The 14,337-nt window shown below is 46.0% G+C and carries 21 protein-coding genes; 14 read left to right on the forward strand and 7 right to left on the reverse strand.

From position 1 onward, the window contains the following. Positions 1-19: 19 nt before the first annotated feature. A complete protein-coding gene (locus tag MJ595_RS09220; RefSeq protein ID WP_263082165.1) occupies positions 20-301 on the forward strand; it encodes a hypothetical protein in 282 nt (93 codons plus the stop codon). Between the two features lie 121 nt (positions 302-422). Further along, positions 423-1,010: a hypothetical protein gene (locus MJ595_RS09225; RefSeq protein ID WP_263082166.1), complete on the forward strand. Its 588-nt coding sequence runs from the start codon at positions 423-425 to the stop codon at positions 1,008-1,010. A gap of 28 nt (positions 1,011-1,038) precedes the next feature. On the opposite strand, the gene MJ595_RS09230 is transcribed toward MJ595_RS09225, so the two are convergent. Continuing rightward, entirely contained in the window at positions 1,039-2,373 is a 1,335-nt protein-coding gene (locus tag MJ595_RS09230) for a transposase (protein WP_263078000.1), read from the reverse strand. A gap of 216 nt (positions 2,374-2,589) precedes the next feature. Here MJ595_RS09230 and MJ595_RS09235 point away from each other — a divergent pair, with 216 nt between their 5' ends. The 7 genes from MJ595_RS09235 to MJ595_RS09265 all read left to right on the forward strand — a co-directional run bounded on the left by MJ595_RS09235 (position 2,590) and on the right by MJ595_RS09265 (position 5,259). Continuing rightward, positions 2,590-2,736: a hypothetical protein gene (locus MJ595_RS09235; RefSeq protein WP_263082168.1), complete on the forward strand. Its 147-nt coding sequence runs from the start codon at positions 2,590-2,592 to the stop codon at positions 2,734-2,736. A gap of 192 nt (positions 2,737-2,928) precedes the next feature. Next, positions 2,929-3,138: a hypothetical protein gene (locus tag MJ595_RS09240; protein ID WP_263082169.1), complete on the forward strand. Its 210-nt coding sequence runs from the start codon at positions 2,929-2,931 to the stop codon at positions 3,136-3,138. A 76-nt stretch (positions 3,139-3,214) separates the two neighbouring features. Continuing rightward, the gene (locus MJ595_RS09245) at positions 3,215-3,466 is read left to right on the forward strand and encodes a hypothetical protein (RefSeq protein ID WP_263082170.1); all 252 of its coding nucleotides are present in this window, start codon (positions 3,215-3,217) and stop codon (positions 3,464-3,466) included. 28 nt (positions 3,467-3,494) lie between these two features. Continuing rightward, complete coding sequence (locus tag MJ595_RS09250; protein WP_263082171.1) at positions 3,495-3,848, forward strand: hypothetical protein; 354 nt, start codon at positions 3,495-3,497, stop codon at positions 3,846-3,848. 80 nt (positions 3,849-3,928) lie between these two features. Next, complete coding sequence (locus MJ595_RS09255) at positions 3,929-4,171, forward strand: hypothetical protein (RefSeq protein ID WP_263082172.1); 243 nt, start codon at positions 3,929-3,931, stop codon at positions 4,169-4,171. Between the two features lie 64 nt (positions 4,172-4,235). Next, positions 4,236-4,664: a hypothetical protein gene (locus MJ595_RS09260; protein WP_263082174.1), complete on the forward strand. Its 429-nt coding sequence runs from the start codon at positions 4,236-4,238 to the stop codon at positions 4,662-4,664. A gap of 91 nt (positions 4,665-4,755) precedes the next feature. Next, positions 4,756-5,259 (forward strand): HD domain-containing protein, encoded by a 504-nt coding sequence (locus MJ595_RS09265; protein ID WP_263082175.1) that lies wholly within the window; start codon positions 4,756-4,758, stop codon positions 5,257-5,259. Positions 5,260-5,263: 4 nt separating this feature from the next. Here the strand turns inward: MJ595_RS09265 and MJ595_RS09270 are convergent, their stop codons facing one another. Further along, complete coding sequence (locus MJ595_RS09270; protein ID WP_263082176.1) at positions 5,264-6,046, reverse strand: hypothetical protein; 783 nt, start codon at positions 6,044-6,046, stop codon at positions 5,264-5,266. Positions 6,047-6,599: 553 nt separating this feature from the next. Here MJ595_RS09270 and MJ595_RS09275 point away from each other — a divergent pair. From MJ595_RS09275 to MJ595_RS09285, 3 genes are all read left to right on the forward strand, one after another. Next, positions 6,600-6,962, forward strand: a complete 363-nt coding sequence (locus MJ595_RS09275) for a hypothetical protein (protein WP_263082177.1) — start codon at positions 6,600-6,602, stop codon at positions 6,960-6,962. Positions 6,963-7,351: 389 nt separating this feature from the next. After that, positions 7,352-7,510, forward strand: coding sequence for a hypothetical protein (locus tag MJ595_RS09280; protein WP_263082178.1), 159 nt, complete (start codon positions 7,352-7,354; stop codon positions 7,508-7,510). Positions 7,511-7,525: 15 nt separating this feature from the next. Continuing rightward, a complete protein-coding gene (locus tag MJ595_RS09285; protein WP_263082179.1) occupies positions 7,526-7,720 on the forward strand; it encodes a hypothetical protein in 195 nt (64 codons plus the stop codon). Between the two features lie 440 nt (positions 7,721-8,160). Here the strand turns inward: MJ595_RS09285 and MJ595_RS09290 are convergent, their stop codons facing one another. Further along, on the reverse strand, positions 8,161-9,027 hold the full coding sequence (locus tag MJ595_RS09290) for a DUF3426 domain-containing protein (protein WP_263082180.1): 867 nt from the start codon (positions 9,025-9,027) through the stop codon (positions 8,161-8,163). Positions 9,028-9,265: 238 nt separating this feature from the next. Here MJ595_RS09290 and MJ595_RS09295 point away from each other — a divergent pair, with 238 nt between their 5' ends. Then, on the forward strand, positions 9,266-9,529 hold the full coding sequence (locus tag MJ595_RS09295; protein ID WP_263078558.1) for a helix-turn-helix domain-containing protein: 264 nt from the start codon (positions 9,266-9,268) through the stop codon (positions 9,527-9,529). A 23-nt stretch (positions 9,530-9,552) separates the two neighbouring features. Next, positions 9,553-10,380 (forward strand): IS630 family transposase, encoded by an 828-nt coding sequence (locus tag MJ595_RS09300; protein ID WP_263322482.1) that lies wholly within the window; start codon positions 9,553-9,555, stop codon positions 10,378-10,380. 511 nt (positions 10,381-10,891) lie between these two features. Here the strand turns inward: MJ595_RS09300 and prmA are convergent. The 4 genes from prmA to aroQ form a co-directional block, all read right to left on the reverse strand. Then, positions 10,892-11,776 carry a 50S ribosomal protein L11 methyltransferase gene (gene prmA / locus MJ595_RS09305; protein ID WP_263082181.1) on the reverse strand — a complete coding sequence of 295 codons (885 nt, stop codon included), beginning with the start codon at positions 11,774-11,776 and terminating at the stop codon, positions 10,892-10,894. A 181-nt stretch (positions 11,777-11,957) separates the two neighbouring features. Continuing rightward, the gene (accC, locus tag MJ595_RS09310) at positions 11,958-13,298 is read right to left on the reverse strand and encodes an acetyl-CoA carboxylase biotin carboxylase subunit (protein ID WP_263082182.1); all 1,341 of its coding nucleotides are present in this window, start codon (positions 13,296-13,298) and stop codon (positions 11,958-11,960) included. 10 nt (positions 13,299-13,308) lie between these two features. After that, a complete protein-coding gene (accB, locus tag MJ595_RS09315; protein WP_263082184.1) occupies positions 13,309-13,779 on the reverse strand; it encodes an acetyl-CoA carboxylase biotin carboxyl carrier protein in 471 nt (156 codons plus the stop codon). Positions 13,780-13,890: 111 nt separating this feature from the next. Beyond that, entirely contained in the window at positions 13,891-14,337 is a 447-nt protein-coding gene (aroQ, locus tag MJ595_RS09320) for a type II 3-dehydroquinate dehydratase (protein WP_263082185.1), read from the reverse strand.

Genomic DNA, 14,337 nt, shown 5'->3' on the forward strand with positions numbered 1-14,337 from the left:
CAAAAAAGGAGTCTTTTTGATGAGTACTGCCATTAGCGTATCCCAGAGCATAAGACAGGCTGTTATCGCCTTGGGTATTGAGTCAGTCCATTGGGATGATGGTAGGTTGAATATCTTCTTTCAGCCGGTAGGTAGAAAGGCACAACCTGATATTACACAAACACTCACTGCCATTGATCAGCCTGACCAGCCCATGAATAAACGATGGACAATCCTGATGGGTGCCGTGACCGAGTTCAATCGTGAGCATGATACCGGGCTGAACGGATTTGAGGTGGTGCAGGGGTATTTGGATGACTAAGAATTTTGAGCAATTAACTGATAAATGTTATCTCCACCAATAATCAATTCCCTCCGGATATCATGTATTGGATACGAGAGCAGAAAGGTATCCCACACCAACAAACAATGAGGGTGCAACCGTGAATAACGAGCTGTTTTATTACCTGGAAGCTATAGCTGAAGGTTGTCAGGATTCACCGGATGGTGCCAGACAAGCTATCCTTGAAAATGCGGTAGATGATTTTAATGCCATGAATGGCACCTGCTACGATTCATTTGATGCCTATATCAATTACCTCAAAGCCAGTTCAAAAAAACCAACACCTCCTCCAGTGGGTACAATCGTCATGGCCGCTAGGCCATTTTCGAATGTAAAGCGTGGTGAGCTGGGTGTGGTTTATGAAAACTACAACCGCAACGGATTTGACCGGGAAGGAGGCCAGGGAGTATCCATCCTGTTTAGTAATGGTTTTTACGACGGCTTTTCAGCATCGGATCTGGAACGATTCAACATTCAGATGACTGGAGTGGTTGAGGAGTCCCTGGCCAGTTATCAATTTAAGGATGTTATGTCATTGATGGACGACTACCGCAAGGGTGTCTTCGATCAGCAATTCCCGCAAACCAGATTCCGGCTGGCACATTTTCAGTTAATTAAAAATGATTTTATCGCGGATGAACAGAGCCAGACTGCTGCTATATCGGCAGTCGGTTTTAATGACAGGTAACACAGGTCACAGGGCTAACATCAACGCTCTATGTCGTATCGACAGTCAGCAACTTCAAGCTCACACTTCGCCCTTCAATGATAGCTGTAAATACGTCTGTCCAGTTATCAATGCAGAACCAGTCAAACAGCCCTCGTATGGCATGCCAGAATGCCTTTTTAGACTTTTTTATCTTGAGCGCTTCCTGGAAGAGCTTGCAAGACAGTTGTTCTATCTGGTTGATGAGGAAGGCCGTAAAAGTCAGGCATGCCAGATTGCTGGCCAGATGCTGCTTTCCGTGCCCGTAATTGTGTTCGAGATGGTAGCCCTGTGTTTTCAGTGTATTGAACGTTTCGTTTTCAATTTTCCATTTAGCGCGTGCTCCTCGCATGAATTTATTCACGTTCTCGGCTGAAAGCTCAATGTCCGTGACCCAGGTGTTGACGTACTTCTTGTTGCCCTCTGGATCAATTTCTATATATTCGAGAAAGTTAACCAGCACATCCGGGTGTGACTTGTTAATGGGGGCACCATTCACAAACCGGAACCAGTGCGTAAACCCTTTATCATCGGTATATTCATAGCGCACCACTTTGTCTGCACAATCCAGCTCATCGACGGCCTGGTATAACGACTCATGGGTTGAATCCTTTGCCACCATAATGAAGCTATAGCCAAAGGACTTTACCAACTTGATGGTCGGTCCATCTGAGTACAGGTCATCAAAAGTCAGAACCAGTGGCAGGTGCGGATGCTCTCTGGATAAATTCGCCAATAGCCGCTTGAGCGCTACCTTCTCACAATCATTCTTTGACGCATCAACTTGTTTGATGATGGGTTCAGGCATTAAAGGTAATACTTCTTTCTTGCCCGGCTTTACCAGACAGCAGGCCAGTAACTGATGGTAGTATTGCGGATTTTTGCTGCCTGGCTTTTTTACACAACACTCAGGACAACTAATCTTCCCTGAGCAAAAGTGCCCCGTACCATCGATAGGCGCAAGATACCCTTCCTCAAAATAAGTGAACTGCTTAAGCCGCCCAGATCGTTGCACAAAGGCAAACAGGCGGGTAAAGAACTTCCTTAAATAGCGTGTTTCGATAGGGTCAATCAGATCCCTCAGATAGGTATCACTGGGGACACAGCTGACATTGTACATCGACTTTAAGTTCTTGAGCCTATCTGGGTTATTGACACAATCCTGATCAAAAGCCAGTAATGAAGGGTATTTCAGGTGCATGACTGCCAGGCCACTCATGACCGCATCATGAAGGACAATTTTGTCATGTTGGCTTTTCTTGCGAAAGTCTGGAATTTGACCCGCTTCATCAGAGACTATTTTGAGCAGTTTTTCAGCAATGGTTCTTGGTTTCGTTAGCGGCACAACATGAGCATCGTTATTATTATTGTGGTGAAATTCTACCGGATAGTCTGCGATTTTAGCAAGAGGCTACCAAGCTACAGCCCTTGTTATTAAGGGCTTTAATCAAGTCTGCGGGAATTGCTGGTCTTCGATCCGGTATTCATGCCACTGAAAGCTGAACTCACCTGGACGTGTCAAATCTGCAAGACAGAACGTCCGGATAACAGAATATCAGTCGTGACCACAGATATTAGTGAAGAGCAGGGATTCAGGACTGGCGGGATATCCCAGAATGTTCGCTACTGTAATGATAATCCGGCCTGTGCTGAAGCCGCTAAAGCCTACCGGTATTTGCCAGAGAAGCTGAGTGATGAGATCCCGTAAACGGTTGAGAATTTCACCATTGGGTTACAGGATGCTGGCGGATCTGGTTCACTGGCTGAAAAGCTGTTGTTAGGTGAGAACTGGGAGTTTGAGAAGTGTGATCTTGATTACAGACTACTCAAAGAATTTTGTGGAGTACAGCGGCTACACAACGAACTTGTAAGGATTACTTAATAGTTCACTGGGGGAAACATGGCTATAAAGCAAGATACGCTCAACGACTTGTGGGTATTGATGGCTGAAGCGACAGAACTTCTATCAGACGATTTACTCACTACTGCTGGAAAAAACGAAGAACAAAATTTTAAAGCCGCTCAAGAGCAAAAGATTTTAGCCAACGAATTGAGTTCAATAAGTGCGGATATGAAAATCAAGTATCCTCATTTGTTTAGTAGCACCTAACCCCGCAAATCAGCAGCTTGTCTGCTGCATTTGCCTTGTTAGGTGCATGGCTCATATCATCAGAAGGATATAGAATATGACGGAATTAATATGGAAAATAGCCGACATAAAACACAAGCTTCGCAGGCAGTATCCACTAGGCATGACGACATGGGGTGTATGCTCACACCATACTGAGTGTAAAAATGCGGCAAGAGGTAGTGGGCATTGTGCAAGCTGCTGTGAAAACGAGTTAGCAAATTTAATCGGTAGTGATCTGGCAACCCAATATCATAATGCGGTAAAAAATCTTGCCTCAATAGAATACAAGATCAGCGAGAGCACCTAACCCCGGCAGCAATGGCGCTTGGCGTCCATTGGCTGCTATTGTTAGCTGCTGGCACGGTATTGAGAGAAAAGCTATGAAATACATTCTGGACAATAAAGAACCTGTTCTAGTTGAAGATAATACTGAAGGAATGACACAGTGGGCGGAATGGCTCGCGACTGCCGACAGATCAGTAAATACTACAAAAATAAATGATGACATAACTGTTTCAACTGTATTTCTAGGACTGGATCACGGCATGGGTGGTGAACCATTACTGTTTGAAACAATGGTGTTTCGTAACAAATCAGGCTGTGAAATGGATCGCTGCTCTACTTGGGAAGGTGCTGAGAAAATGCACGATAAAATGGTAGAAGAAGTAAAGGCTGAATTAGGCAGCTAACCATTGCGTGACGGGCGCGATAGCGTCCCAGACAATGCTGTTGTTATACGCTGACAGAGGATTAAGGATTGAACGAATACATGGCTGGCGACGGCTGCACTTGTGAAGCGTGGCATGAAGGTGAGTGCGGTTGTGACGCTGACTGGACTGACCCAGAAGTTTACAAATTGAGGGAAGAAAACCAAGTTTTGAAAGTTGAGCGACATGAATTAAGCGACTTGCTGCACGAATGTTACAAACGGTTGAAACACCACGATCAGCATATTGCGTTCCATGACCAAACTACATTTATGAAAAAACTGGAAGCAATTTTAGGCGTATAACCCCATGACTGCCGGCAGCTTGCTGTCCGGTACGGCTAGTTGTTAGACGGTATGGACTGATGTAATGCAAGAATACGAACGAGAATATTATAAGAAAAAAGATCATAACATTAGCTACGTCGGCCGCTGTATTAGAGTAAAAACAAAATACAAACAGCATTATTTTACTGTCAGTGAGTACGGCAGTCAGCAGGCCGCACTTGAAGCAGCAAGAGACTTCCGTGATAGCTTACCTGCTGATAATTTTCGCGGGGATTATGACCATGATAAATGTCAGGCAAGGGGTGAGTCCGGTATTCTTGGTGTTGCGAAGTATATGCAACGCGGGGATCATGCTGGATGGACGGCTTGTTGGCAGGAGGGTAAGCCACCGAATCGGCATCAGCGGAAAAAGAAATTCAGTTTTTTGAAGTATGGGCAGAGAGCATTAGAAGAAGCGAAGGCATATAGAGAAAAGATGGTGCGTTTGCACTCGATTGCGAATACCGTCTAACCGTTGAATTAACCGGACGAGCGCAGCGAAGTTCCGGTGAGCGAAGCGAAAGTAGTTGAATGATTTGTTATGTGTAGGCTTGGTAAAACCTATGGATATTGAAGAAAAAGCAAAACAGTTTGCGACTAAGGCTCATGCCAGCATAGACCAGCGCAGGAAGTACACCAACGAACCGTACATTAATCATCCTGCCGCAGTGGTTGAGATTGTTCGTTCAGTGCCGCACACGCCTGAAATGCTTGCTGCTGCATGGTTGCATGACACGGTTGAAAATACACCAGTCACTCTGGAAGAAATCGAGTCTAACTTTGGCAAGCACGTTATGTCACTGGTCGAGAACCTGACTGACATTAGCAAGCCTGAAGATGGTTCACGCAAACACCGGAAAGAACTAGATCGTCACCATACCGCTATTGCTTCACCTGAAGCGAAGACAATTAAGCTGGCAGACCTGATCGACAACACGAAAAGCATTGTTGAACGTGACCCTAAATTTGCAAAGGTGTATCTGGAAGAAAAGCGTCTGCTGCTGGAAGTTTTGAAAGAAGGCGATGAAAAACTATGGAAGCAGGCATATAGTCTCGCCTACACATAACGCCTCAAGAAGGGGCGCAGCTTTGCTGCGTCCCGCTTGCTTGATTTGTTAGCTGATATGATGGCTTTCTTGCGTAAATCTCGATGCATAGTCGGTAATATTTTGAGAGCCTTTTAGATGATTCTGTTTCGGCTGGAGCGAACCAAGATATGGCCGCGTCAAATGCTGAAATAAAACAGAGGAAATCTATTGCAGCTATAGCTTTGTAGAAATTTATAGGTTGGCCATAGTCCTGATCTGAGAATGCACCATGTAAGATGCCATGGCGATTTGTATTATCTTCTTGAGGATACCTAGCTGAATTTATATATAGATTTTCTTTCGAGAACTCTATAAAAGAGTCCATCATGGCCTCAATTTCATCGACTGCGCCAATATTGTTTTGCCTAGAGTCATTTTTGCAGTCAGTGGCGAGATTTTTAAAGACCTCTTTGATGTATTGGTATTGCACACCCCTATGGTCAGCTAGCTTTTTTCCAGCGCCCTCAATTACTGGCATAAGGCCTGCTACTGCAACATGACCTAAGCCAGAAAAATGGGCTTCTACAGCCTCAGATATAATTTCTTTAAAATCCGAAATATAGGGCGTGATGGGATACCTTTCACAAACCATGGCGGCCAAGTGCTCTGCCGTATATATTCTTGCCAGCTCGAGCTCAAGGTCAGACTGTGTAAAGCTACTTCCTTTACCTTGAATTTCGGCTGCAATTTCACCCATGACGCCCATGGGAACGTAAGGTGGAATAAACCACCCCACGCCGTTAAAAATATTTTTATAGAACTCCATACTCTGAATTCCTTTGCAGCTAACGCTAAGCACACGGGCGATAGTCCCGTGCTGCGCATTGTTATGTGGCCTACTCCGTTGCTGAGATAATGGAACTAATTGTATATGAAAGTTCATTCCGGCTACCAAGTTTGACACCACGAAATATTAGTTCATGCAAATCATATTGGGCACTCTGAAAAGAGGCTAGATATTCCTCCTCTGGATATGAATATAAGTGCCATTGAGGGCTATACCCTCTTTCATGTAAGGGGCCAACTCCATCATCTTCTATTACATAGAAGTAAGTCCCATTACTATCAAAGACAATTATCTTTTCTAGCTCACGGGAACAAGCTATAGAAACATATAGAGCGACTAATGAGACAGCAACAAAGTAATAAACCCTCATCAGAGAATCGTAGCACAAAACTGCCACATAACCTCATGACTACCGGCAGCTTTGCTGTCCGGTGCGGCTAGTTGTTAGACGGTATGGACGGATGTAATGCAGGAATACGAACGAGAATATTACAAAAAAAGAGATCATAACATCAGCTACGTTGGTCGTTCTGTGAGAGTTTCAACAAAACACAAGCAACATTATTTTACTGTTACCGAATACGGCAGTCAGCAGGCCGCACTTGAAGCTGCAAGAGCCTTTCGGGATAGCCTGTCTGTTGATAGTTTTCGTGGGGATTATGACCATGACAAATTTCAGGCAAGAGGTGAGTCCGGTGTTCTCGGTGTTGTAAAGTATATGCAGCGTGGAGATCATGTAGGGTGGGTGGCTTGCTGGCAGGAAGGTAAGCCGCCCCATCGTCACCAGCGAAAAAAGAAATTCAGTTTTTTACAATATGGGCAGAAAGCATTGGAAGAAGCGACGGCGTATAGAGAAAAGATGGTGCGTTTGCACTCGATTGCTAATACCGTCTAACCCTAAGCACACCCGCAGCTTGCTGTCGGGGTGGTGTGCGTTGTTATGTTGCAAACTGAACTAAGGAATTGCTAATTTTCGTAAAAATACTGAAAAGTGTATGCTTGCTGATTTTCTTCTAAATAAAAGCTGATTGTTTGATCAATAAAGTTGAAAGAAACTGATTTAACCCTTAATGGATACATGCATTCATGACTGTCAAAACATAACAAATAGCCATTACCTGGCTCTTTTTTATTCCACTTGAAAGTTGCGATATTGTTAGGAAAAAAATCAGTATAAACCAAGCATGGCAGTGGATCATAAGTATAAGAACTCGAACTCGAACTCGAATCAAATGCTATCAGGCCTCTAGAAAAGAGGATACTAAAAAGAAATAGAAGTAGTTTATGAGTCATACCATAGAGATTAAACAAGTACTTAGCTTTTGCAACATAACCCCGGCAGCAGGGGCGATAGTCCGCTGCCTGCTGTTGTTAGGTGAGAACTCGGAGCTAGTGGTTATTTCCATTTTGGAAACAACTGAACTATCCGGTATTTCCAGATAGTTCACCGGAGAGAATATGACGATAAAAGAAAAATTGGAGCAAGCTATTGCTGACTTTCCTGTGATCGAAGATGATCCACGTCAACTTTTTAAGGAAGCTGCTGAAGAGATTACTCGGTTGAAAGATGCGCTGCACATCTGCATTCACGGTGAGCCGGATTTACTTCTCTATGAATGGCAACAGGTTCGTAAAATTTATGAAAACACCTAACACAGTATTAGACCGCACATGCGGTGATATTGGATATTAGGGCGGTTTTAACTCAAGTGAGTTGATATTGCATTATTAAGCGGCAAATAACTCACTTGAGATATAGTCTCTTTAACAAGAGTACCAGCACGTATGTGCTGGCTATTTGATTTGAATCAGGCGGTCGTCCTCGATGATGGCGAGCATGGCGGTAGTACCTGCTGCCTAGGGTTTCGGAGTTTAGCAAGCTGGGGTGTGAGGGGGTTCCAGTTAACGGGATGTCACCTGGAGTAATGCCCTTAAACAATACCAACATAGACTCCCTGAAAATAATTAACTAAGGTCAAAATTCACAGCACCCTAAAAGTGCAAATTTTCAATTATTTTTAATTATTCCAAGGGTTTTCAGGGGTGTTCTAAGGTGTACTATAGTGCTGTTTTTAATAAAAAACCCTTGATATTCAAGGGGTTGAAGAGGGCGTCTCATTCGGAAGAAATGTCAGTGAGTAATTGACTGCTTCTTGACCAGGGTCAATTATTTCAAGGCCTAGCCGTATAGGGCGGTTGCTGGGCATATCCCTTGTCCCCGTAAGCTCGCCACCGAGGTACTCATGGGGCCTGATAACTCTTCCGGCAATGGGAGTTTCATTGAGATCAGTAAATTCAAGCTCAATTAATGGAAAAGCCTGGGGATGGACTGACTCATTGATGATGATGGCATCCATTATTAATACGCCTTTTTTTTGCGAATGTTTCCGGATAATCAGTTCCATGCTTTTTATTTGAGCGGTATCCACGAAGGGGGGAAGTGAGCAGTTTAAATACTGACACAGTGTGAGATAGAAGCTTCTGTAGTTTGGCTCAAGGGATAGCCTGTTTTTATTAAAGACAAGGTATTGCAGAAAAATTATAGTCACCAGGGCCAGTGTCAAGCTGCTCCAGCCTGCTCTTTGTAACCAGAGCTTGTGGTTGAAGATCCTGGTGGGCCGGGTGTTTTCCAGGTCTTTGGCGATAAGCTCGATTTTACTATCCAGTAAAGGAAGGGTGTCTGCTGTTATTTTCCTGGTTGAAGTTTCAACGTTCTTTTTTGATTTTTTTGCAGGAGGAAGAGGTGGCTGGCTTTCAGGCTGGGAGGTTGGGTTGCGGGTTGGTGCCGCTTTCTTTTGGTCATTGGGGCTGTTCTGGTGTTTCGCTGTCATGGCATTAAATACTTTAAGGCATGAGCCACAGCGAACAGCGCCATTAGCAGCTTTAAGTTGTGTCTTGGTTATCCGGAATGCTGTTTGACAGCGTGGGCAGCGAGTGACTTCGGAGGTCAGTGTCGTCATGAATGGCACAGAACCTTTCAGGGATTGTTATTTTTGTTTAAGTAAGATGGTTCTACCGGCTTTCTGGCAGGAGAACCATCTTTAAGCTGTACTAAACCGCGCCCATTTAGAAAACCGTAGTTTGATAGATCAGTGTAAGGGCGCGCTTTAGCATAAAAAGTATGTCATTCTATCTCGATAAATACGACCTGTCAGTCAAGTTAAAATCAGTAATATAGCGCTTTTTGCCTGCTTGACCATGGTATTGAAAGTCTCTCCAGAAAAGTGGAATCAAACCAGGGATTGCCTGCTTCAGCAATCCATACATGCTTCTCATCCCCGTACACGTGAGCGTTTTTCGGCGCTTTATCAAGTTTCTCAGGGAGACTCAGCCTCTAACGTCGCTAAGCAACTGGGGCGTCGCCTTGATACCGTCACGAACTGGATTCACCTCTACCATGATAGCGGGCCTGAAGCCATGACTTATAAACGGACAGGTGGCCGCCCCCCTTTTGCCAAATAATCAGTAAAGCAGCCGCAGGCCTGATTGACAGAAATTTAGAAAAAGCTGCTTCTCAGGAATACTCTCCCATCCGCCCTCGCTGGACTTTAAAGTATCTGGTTCAGTGGTGCTGGGATCAATTTCAGGTACGGTGTTGTCGTGAGACCATACGACAAGCACTCAAACGACTGGGATATTCATGGAAGAAAGCCAAAAAACTGCTTAATAAAGCCGATACCGGCAAGCGGGCTGATTTTTTGGAAACATTGAAACCACTGCTATCGAAAGCCATGTTCCAGAAACGCCTACTGGTTTACATTGATGAGGCTCATATACATCAGGAGACGGACATTGGATATGGCTGGTCTCGCAAAGGCGAACGCTTCTGGGTCAGCTCTCACTCGCCAAAACTGGCTGATAAGATTACGTTCTATGGTATTTATTACTACAACCTGGGACAGGTTAGAATCTGGCCTTATCCCTGTGGACGAAAAGAGCACACAGTCAATGTACTGGAACGCATCAGGCAAGAACATCCTGACAGGGAGATTGATATTGTTTGGGATGGTGCCTCCTGGCACACCACTCATGTTGTGAGAGGTGCAGGGCTTCGCCTCAACCTGAATATTATCCAGATGCCGGCGTATAGCCCCGACTTTATGCCTGTGGAAGCACTGTGGCGCTGGTTACGAGAAGATATCACTTATCACCATTGCCACAAAACGGCAGAAGACTTACTTAAGGCAGTCAATAGCTTCACTCACCGTATCAATCAGAACCCTGAAGAAATTGCTGATAGATTATGGGTCAAAGACAGCCTGAATGATGAGGAGGAGTCCATGAGGTCAGTCAGGCTGTCAGCCATTCCATAAAAGTCCGGTTTTCTAAATGGTTGGGGTTTAGTGCCTCTAAGCGTTAATATCTATACAAGATAAGCGCCTCGTTCCCAGCGTCCTGAGGGTGTCGCGAAACCCAATTCTGTAGATAAAAAGTAAGGTTTTTACTCTTTTTTAACCACGGAGACACGGAGGCACAGAGTTTTTATATCTTTAAACTATAAATCTCCGTGTCTTTGTGTCTTTGTGTCTCCGTGGTTAATAACAATCACTTTTGGGACAGCCTCTCCCCGCTGGGAATGCATACGGGTGTTTAAACTTATTCAATAACTGTATGGATATTCACGCTTCCCTGCACTAGGAGCCTGTCGGACTTAAGCGTCCGTAGCGAGGATCGTAGAAAATTGAGGATAAAAATTCGCTTTTGTGAGGTGAATAGTGGTTCTATTTACCGAGCAAAAGCGAATTTTTAGACCAATTTGCTTCGACCGCAGTAGGACAGACTTAAGTCCGACAGGCTCCTGGTAACGTCCTACAGGCTTCCGGGCTATTTCCGCTTACCTGAAATTAATACCCATCCATCCTGAATGACCGGAGGCTCCAAGTCAAACCAGGGGCTATACGCATGAAGTACTTCTTCGGCCTGTTCGGCAAGAATGCCGGAAAGGGCCAGCTTTCCTTCCGGTTTTACCAGTCCTGCAAGTCGGGGGGCAAGGCTAACCAGGGGACCAGCCAGAATATTGGCAACGACAATTTCTGCCTGAACCTCCGGAAAATCCTCAGGCAAATAAACCTTCAGTCGTTCCGGGGCGATTTTATTGCGCTGGGCATTGTCAATGGTGGCTTCAAGGGCCTGAGGATCCAGATCTACGCCTGTTACGTTTTCTGCACCCAGCAGGAGGGAGGCGATGGCTAGAATGCCGGAGCCGCAGCCATAGTCAATAACCTGAGAACCCTCCATAGTCTCCTGCTTTTCCAGCCATTCAAGGCATAGGGCGGTTGTTGGATGGGTTCCGGTACCAAAAGCCAGGCCCGGATCAAGCATTAGGTTGACGGCATCCGGTTCGGGGACTTCTTTCCAGCTGGGGCAAACCCAGAGTCTGGAGCCGAACTGGATAGGGTGGAAGTGTGTCATCCATTCTCTTTCCCAGTCCTTATCCTCAACAATCTCAATTTTATAGGATGGGAATGGGGTTAGTTGTGAATGCTCCTTGAGGAATGCTGTAACAGCGTCCATGTCAGCATGGGCATCAAAAAGGCCAATCACAATGGTGTGACGCCACAGGGGAGTGCTTCCCGGCTCAGGCTCAAATAGAGGCTGATCCTTGGCATCTTGAAGGGTTACGGCGCTGGCGCCTGTTTCCATTAACAGATCTTCCAGTGATTCTGCATGGTCTGATGTGGTATCAAGTCTAATTTGAATCCAGGGCATAGTGGGCGCTTATTTGGTTGAGAGTGCAGTGAGAGTAGCTGCTTATAGGAGGCACAGCATTTTAGTGCTGGAAACGGGAAATAACCATACCGGGTTTCGGGGTGAATATGGAGTAATGGTTAATGATGAGGTCAGTGTTTCTCACCATTAACCATGCACTAAACAGGTTATGGTTTAGCGTTTATTGCTCCAGCTTCTTCTCTAGATAATGAATGCTGACTCCCCCTTTCTGGAACTGGGGGTCTGTCACCAGATCCTGGTGGAGTGGGATGTTTGTTCTGATCCCGTCTATAACCGCTTCATCCAGAGCGTTACGCATTCTCATAAGAGCGGTGTGCCGGTCTGGGCCATAACTGATGATTTTGGCAATCAGTGAGTCATAATAAGGCGGAATCCTGTAGCCATTGTATAGGTGGGAGTCTACCCTGATGCCGTTGCCTCCGGGTGCATGGAATTGATCCACGGTGCCTGGGGAAGGCATAAATGTTTTGGGGTCCTCGGCATTGATCCGGCACTCAAAAGCATGACCTTTCAGAATGATATCTTCCTGGGTTACGCTCAAAGGTAGCCCGCTGGCAATGAGCAGCTGTTCTTTAACGATATCGATACCACTGATCAGTTCAGTGACAGGGTGTTCCACCTGTACCCGGGTGTTCATTTCGATAAAGTAGAACTCGCCATCTTCATAGAGAAACTCAAAGGTTCCGGCCCCCCGGTAACCCAGGTCCTTACAGGCGCGGGTACAGGCAGCGGCCACCGTTGCTCTCTTGTCTTCAGATATTCCTGGAGCGGGTGCTTCTTCAATCACTTTTTGGTGGCGCCTTTGCAGGGAACAGTCCCGGTCCCCTAAATGAATGGCATTGCCATGCCCGTCAGCCAGCACCTGGACCTCTACATGCCTCGGATTTTCGAGGAATTTTTCCAGATATACGGTGCCATTGTTAAATGCAGCCTTGGCTTCTGCACTGGTCAGTCCCACGGCATTAATCAGGGCATTTTCTCTGTGAACCACTCTCATTCCCCGGCCACCACCGCCACCGGCAGCTTTTATAATGACCGGATAGCCGATTTTTCTGGCGATCTCCAGGGTTCGTTCGTGGTTGTCATCCAGGGGGCCATCTGAGCCGGGTACGGTGGGTACACCTGCTTTTTGCATGGCCTTGATGGCGGATACTTTGTCCCCCATCAGGCGGATAACATCGGAAGATGGGCCAATAAAGGTAAAGCCGCTGCGCTCTACCTGTTCAGCAAAATCTGCATTTTCAGATAAAAAACCATATCCAGGATGGATTGCAGAGGCGTCGGTGACTTCTGCCGCGCTGATGATAGCGGGGATGTTCAGGTAGCTGTCTGACGGGCTGTTTGGGCCGATGCACACTGATTCATCGGCGAGATGCACATGCATCAGGCTTTCATCAGCCTTGGAGTGAACGGCCACTGTCTTGATGCCTAGTTCCTTGCAGGCTCTCAGCACTCTCAGGGCAATTTCGCCACGGTTGGCGATGACTACTTTATCGAGCATGGCATCGTCCTCAGACAATGGTGAACAGGGGTTGGTCGTACTCGACAGGCTGGCCATTCTCAACCAGGATGGCTTCGATAGTGCCAGACTTATCAGCCTTGATCTGATTCATCATTTTCATGGCTTCAACAATACAAAGTACATCCCCTTCCTTGATGTGCTGACCGACCTCTACAAAATCAGGAGAGCTGGGGGATGGTGCCGCATAGTAGGTGCCTACCATGGGGGATTTAATCTGGTGACCTGTTACAGTAGCAGCCGCTGGCTGGTCGGCCTGTGGAGCAGGGGACTGCGGTTGTGCTTCCGGTGCGGCAGCCTGGGGAGCCGGTGCATAGGCTGGATAGGCCATGGGGGCGGCTACAGGTGATTTCTGGGTGTAGCGGCTAATACGAACAGATTCTTCACCTTCATGAATTTCCAGCTCATCGATTCCGGACTCTTCCAGTAACTCAATGAGTTTTTTTACTTTTCTGATATCCATTGTCAGTCTCAGATATTTTGTACTGGTAAAGTAAGGTCTACCAGGATAGTTAATTCGCCAGCCAGGCTGATATTTGTAAAAACGGCAATCAGCTTGAGTGATTGTGGTGATCTATCTTAATGGCTTTAATTTTTCAACGACTGAGGCCAGGGCATGTTCGTAGCCTTTTGGGCCTAGCCCGGATATTATGCCTTCCGCGATGTCGCTGAAATAAGAATGCTTTCTGAAGGCTTCCCTGCGGTGAATATTTGACAGGTGAACCTCGATAAAGGGAATCGCTACAGCCAGTAGGGCATCCCTTAATGCCACACTTGTATGGGTAAATGCCGCCGGATTGATGATAATAAACGCTACATTATCCTCAGGCGCTTTATGTATGCGCTCAATCAATTCGTGCTCGGCATTGCTTTGGAATGCCTGCATACTGTGGCCATGGACCAATGCCTGTTCTTCAAGGGTCTGGTTGATAGTTGCCAGCGTTGTAGAGCCATATATCCCGGGTTCCCGGGTACCCAGAAGATTCAGGTTTGGGCCATTAATTACGAGTATGGTAGCCAT

This window comes from Endozoicomonas sp. Mp262 (genome assembly GCF_025643335.1).
Lineage (GTDB): Bacteria > Pseudomonadota > Gammaproteobacteria > Pseudomonadales > Endozoicomonadaceae > Endonucleibacter.

Bases quoted from the DNA above. Each gene is read 5' to 3' on its own strand.
- accB (WP_263082184.1), bottom strand. From the start codon at position 13,779: ATGGATATCAGAAAAGTAAAAAAACTCATTGAGTTACTGGAAGAGTCC.
- MJ595_RS09270 (WP_263082176.1), bottom strand. From the start codon at position 6,046: ATGGAGTTCTATAAAAATATTTTTAACGGCGTGGGGTGGTTTATTCCA.
- MJ595_RS09255 (WP_263082172.1), top strand. From the start codon at position 3,929: ATGGCTGGCGACGGCTGCACTTGTGAAGCGTGGCATGAAGGTGAGTGC.
- MJ595_RS09265 (WP_263082175.1), top strand. From the start codon at position 4,756: ATGGATATTGAAGAAAAAGCAAAACAGTTTGCGACTAAGGCTCATGCC.
- MJ595_RS09285 (WP_263082179.1), top strand. From the start codon at position 7,526: ATGACGATAAAAGAAAAATTGGAGCAAGCTATTGCTGACTTTCCTGTG.
- accC (WP_263082182.1), bottom strand. From the start codon at position 13,298: ATGCTCGATAAAGTAGTCATCGCCAACCGTGGCGAAATTGCCCTGAGA.
- MJ595_RS09245 (WP_263082170.1), top strand. From the start codon at position 3,215: ATGACGGAATTAATATGGAAAATAGCCGACATAAAACACAAGCTTCGC.
- MJ595_RS09220 (WP_263082165.1), top strand. From the start codon at position 20: ATGAGTACTGCCATTAGCGTATCCCAGAGCATAAGACAGGCTGTTATC.
- prmA (WP_263082181.1), bottom strand. From the start codon at position 11,776: ATGCCCTGGATTCAAATTAGACTTGATACCACATCAGACCATGCAGAA.
- MJ595_RS09260 (WP_263082174.1), top strand. From the start codon at position 4,236: ATGCAAGAATACGAACGAGAATATTATAAGAAAAAAGATCATAACATT.
- MJ595_RS09280 (WP_263082178.1), top strand. From the start codon at position 7,352: ATGAGTCATACCATAGAGATTAAACAAGTACTTAGCTTTTGCAACATA.
- MJ595_RS09240 (WP_263082169.1), top strand. From the start codon at position 2,929: ATGGCTATAAAGCAAGATACGCTCAACGACTTGTGGGTATTGATGGCT.
- MJ595_RS09290 (WP_263082180.1), bottom strand. From the start codon at position 9,027: ATGACGACACTGACCTCCGAAGTCACTCGCTGCCCACGCTGTCAAACA.
- MJ595_RS09295 (WP_263078558.1), top strand. From the start codon at position 9,266: ATGGTATTGAAAGTCTCTCCAGAAAAGTGGAATCAAACCAGGGATTGC.
- aroQ (WP_263082185.1), bottom strand. From the start codon at position 14,337: ATGGCTACCATACTCGTAATTAATGGCCCAAACCTGAATCTTCTGGGT.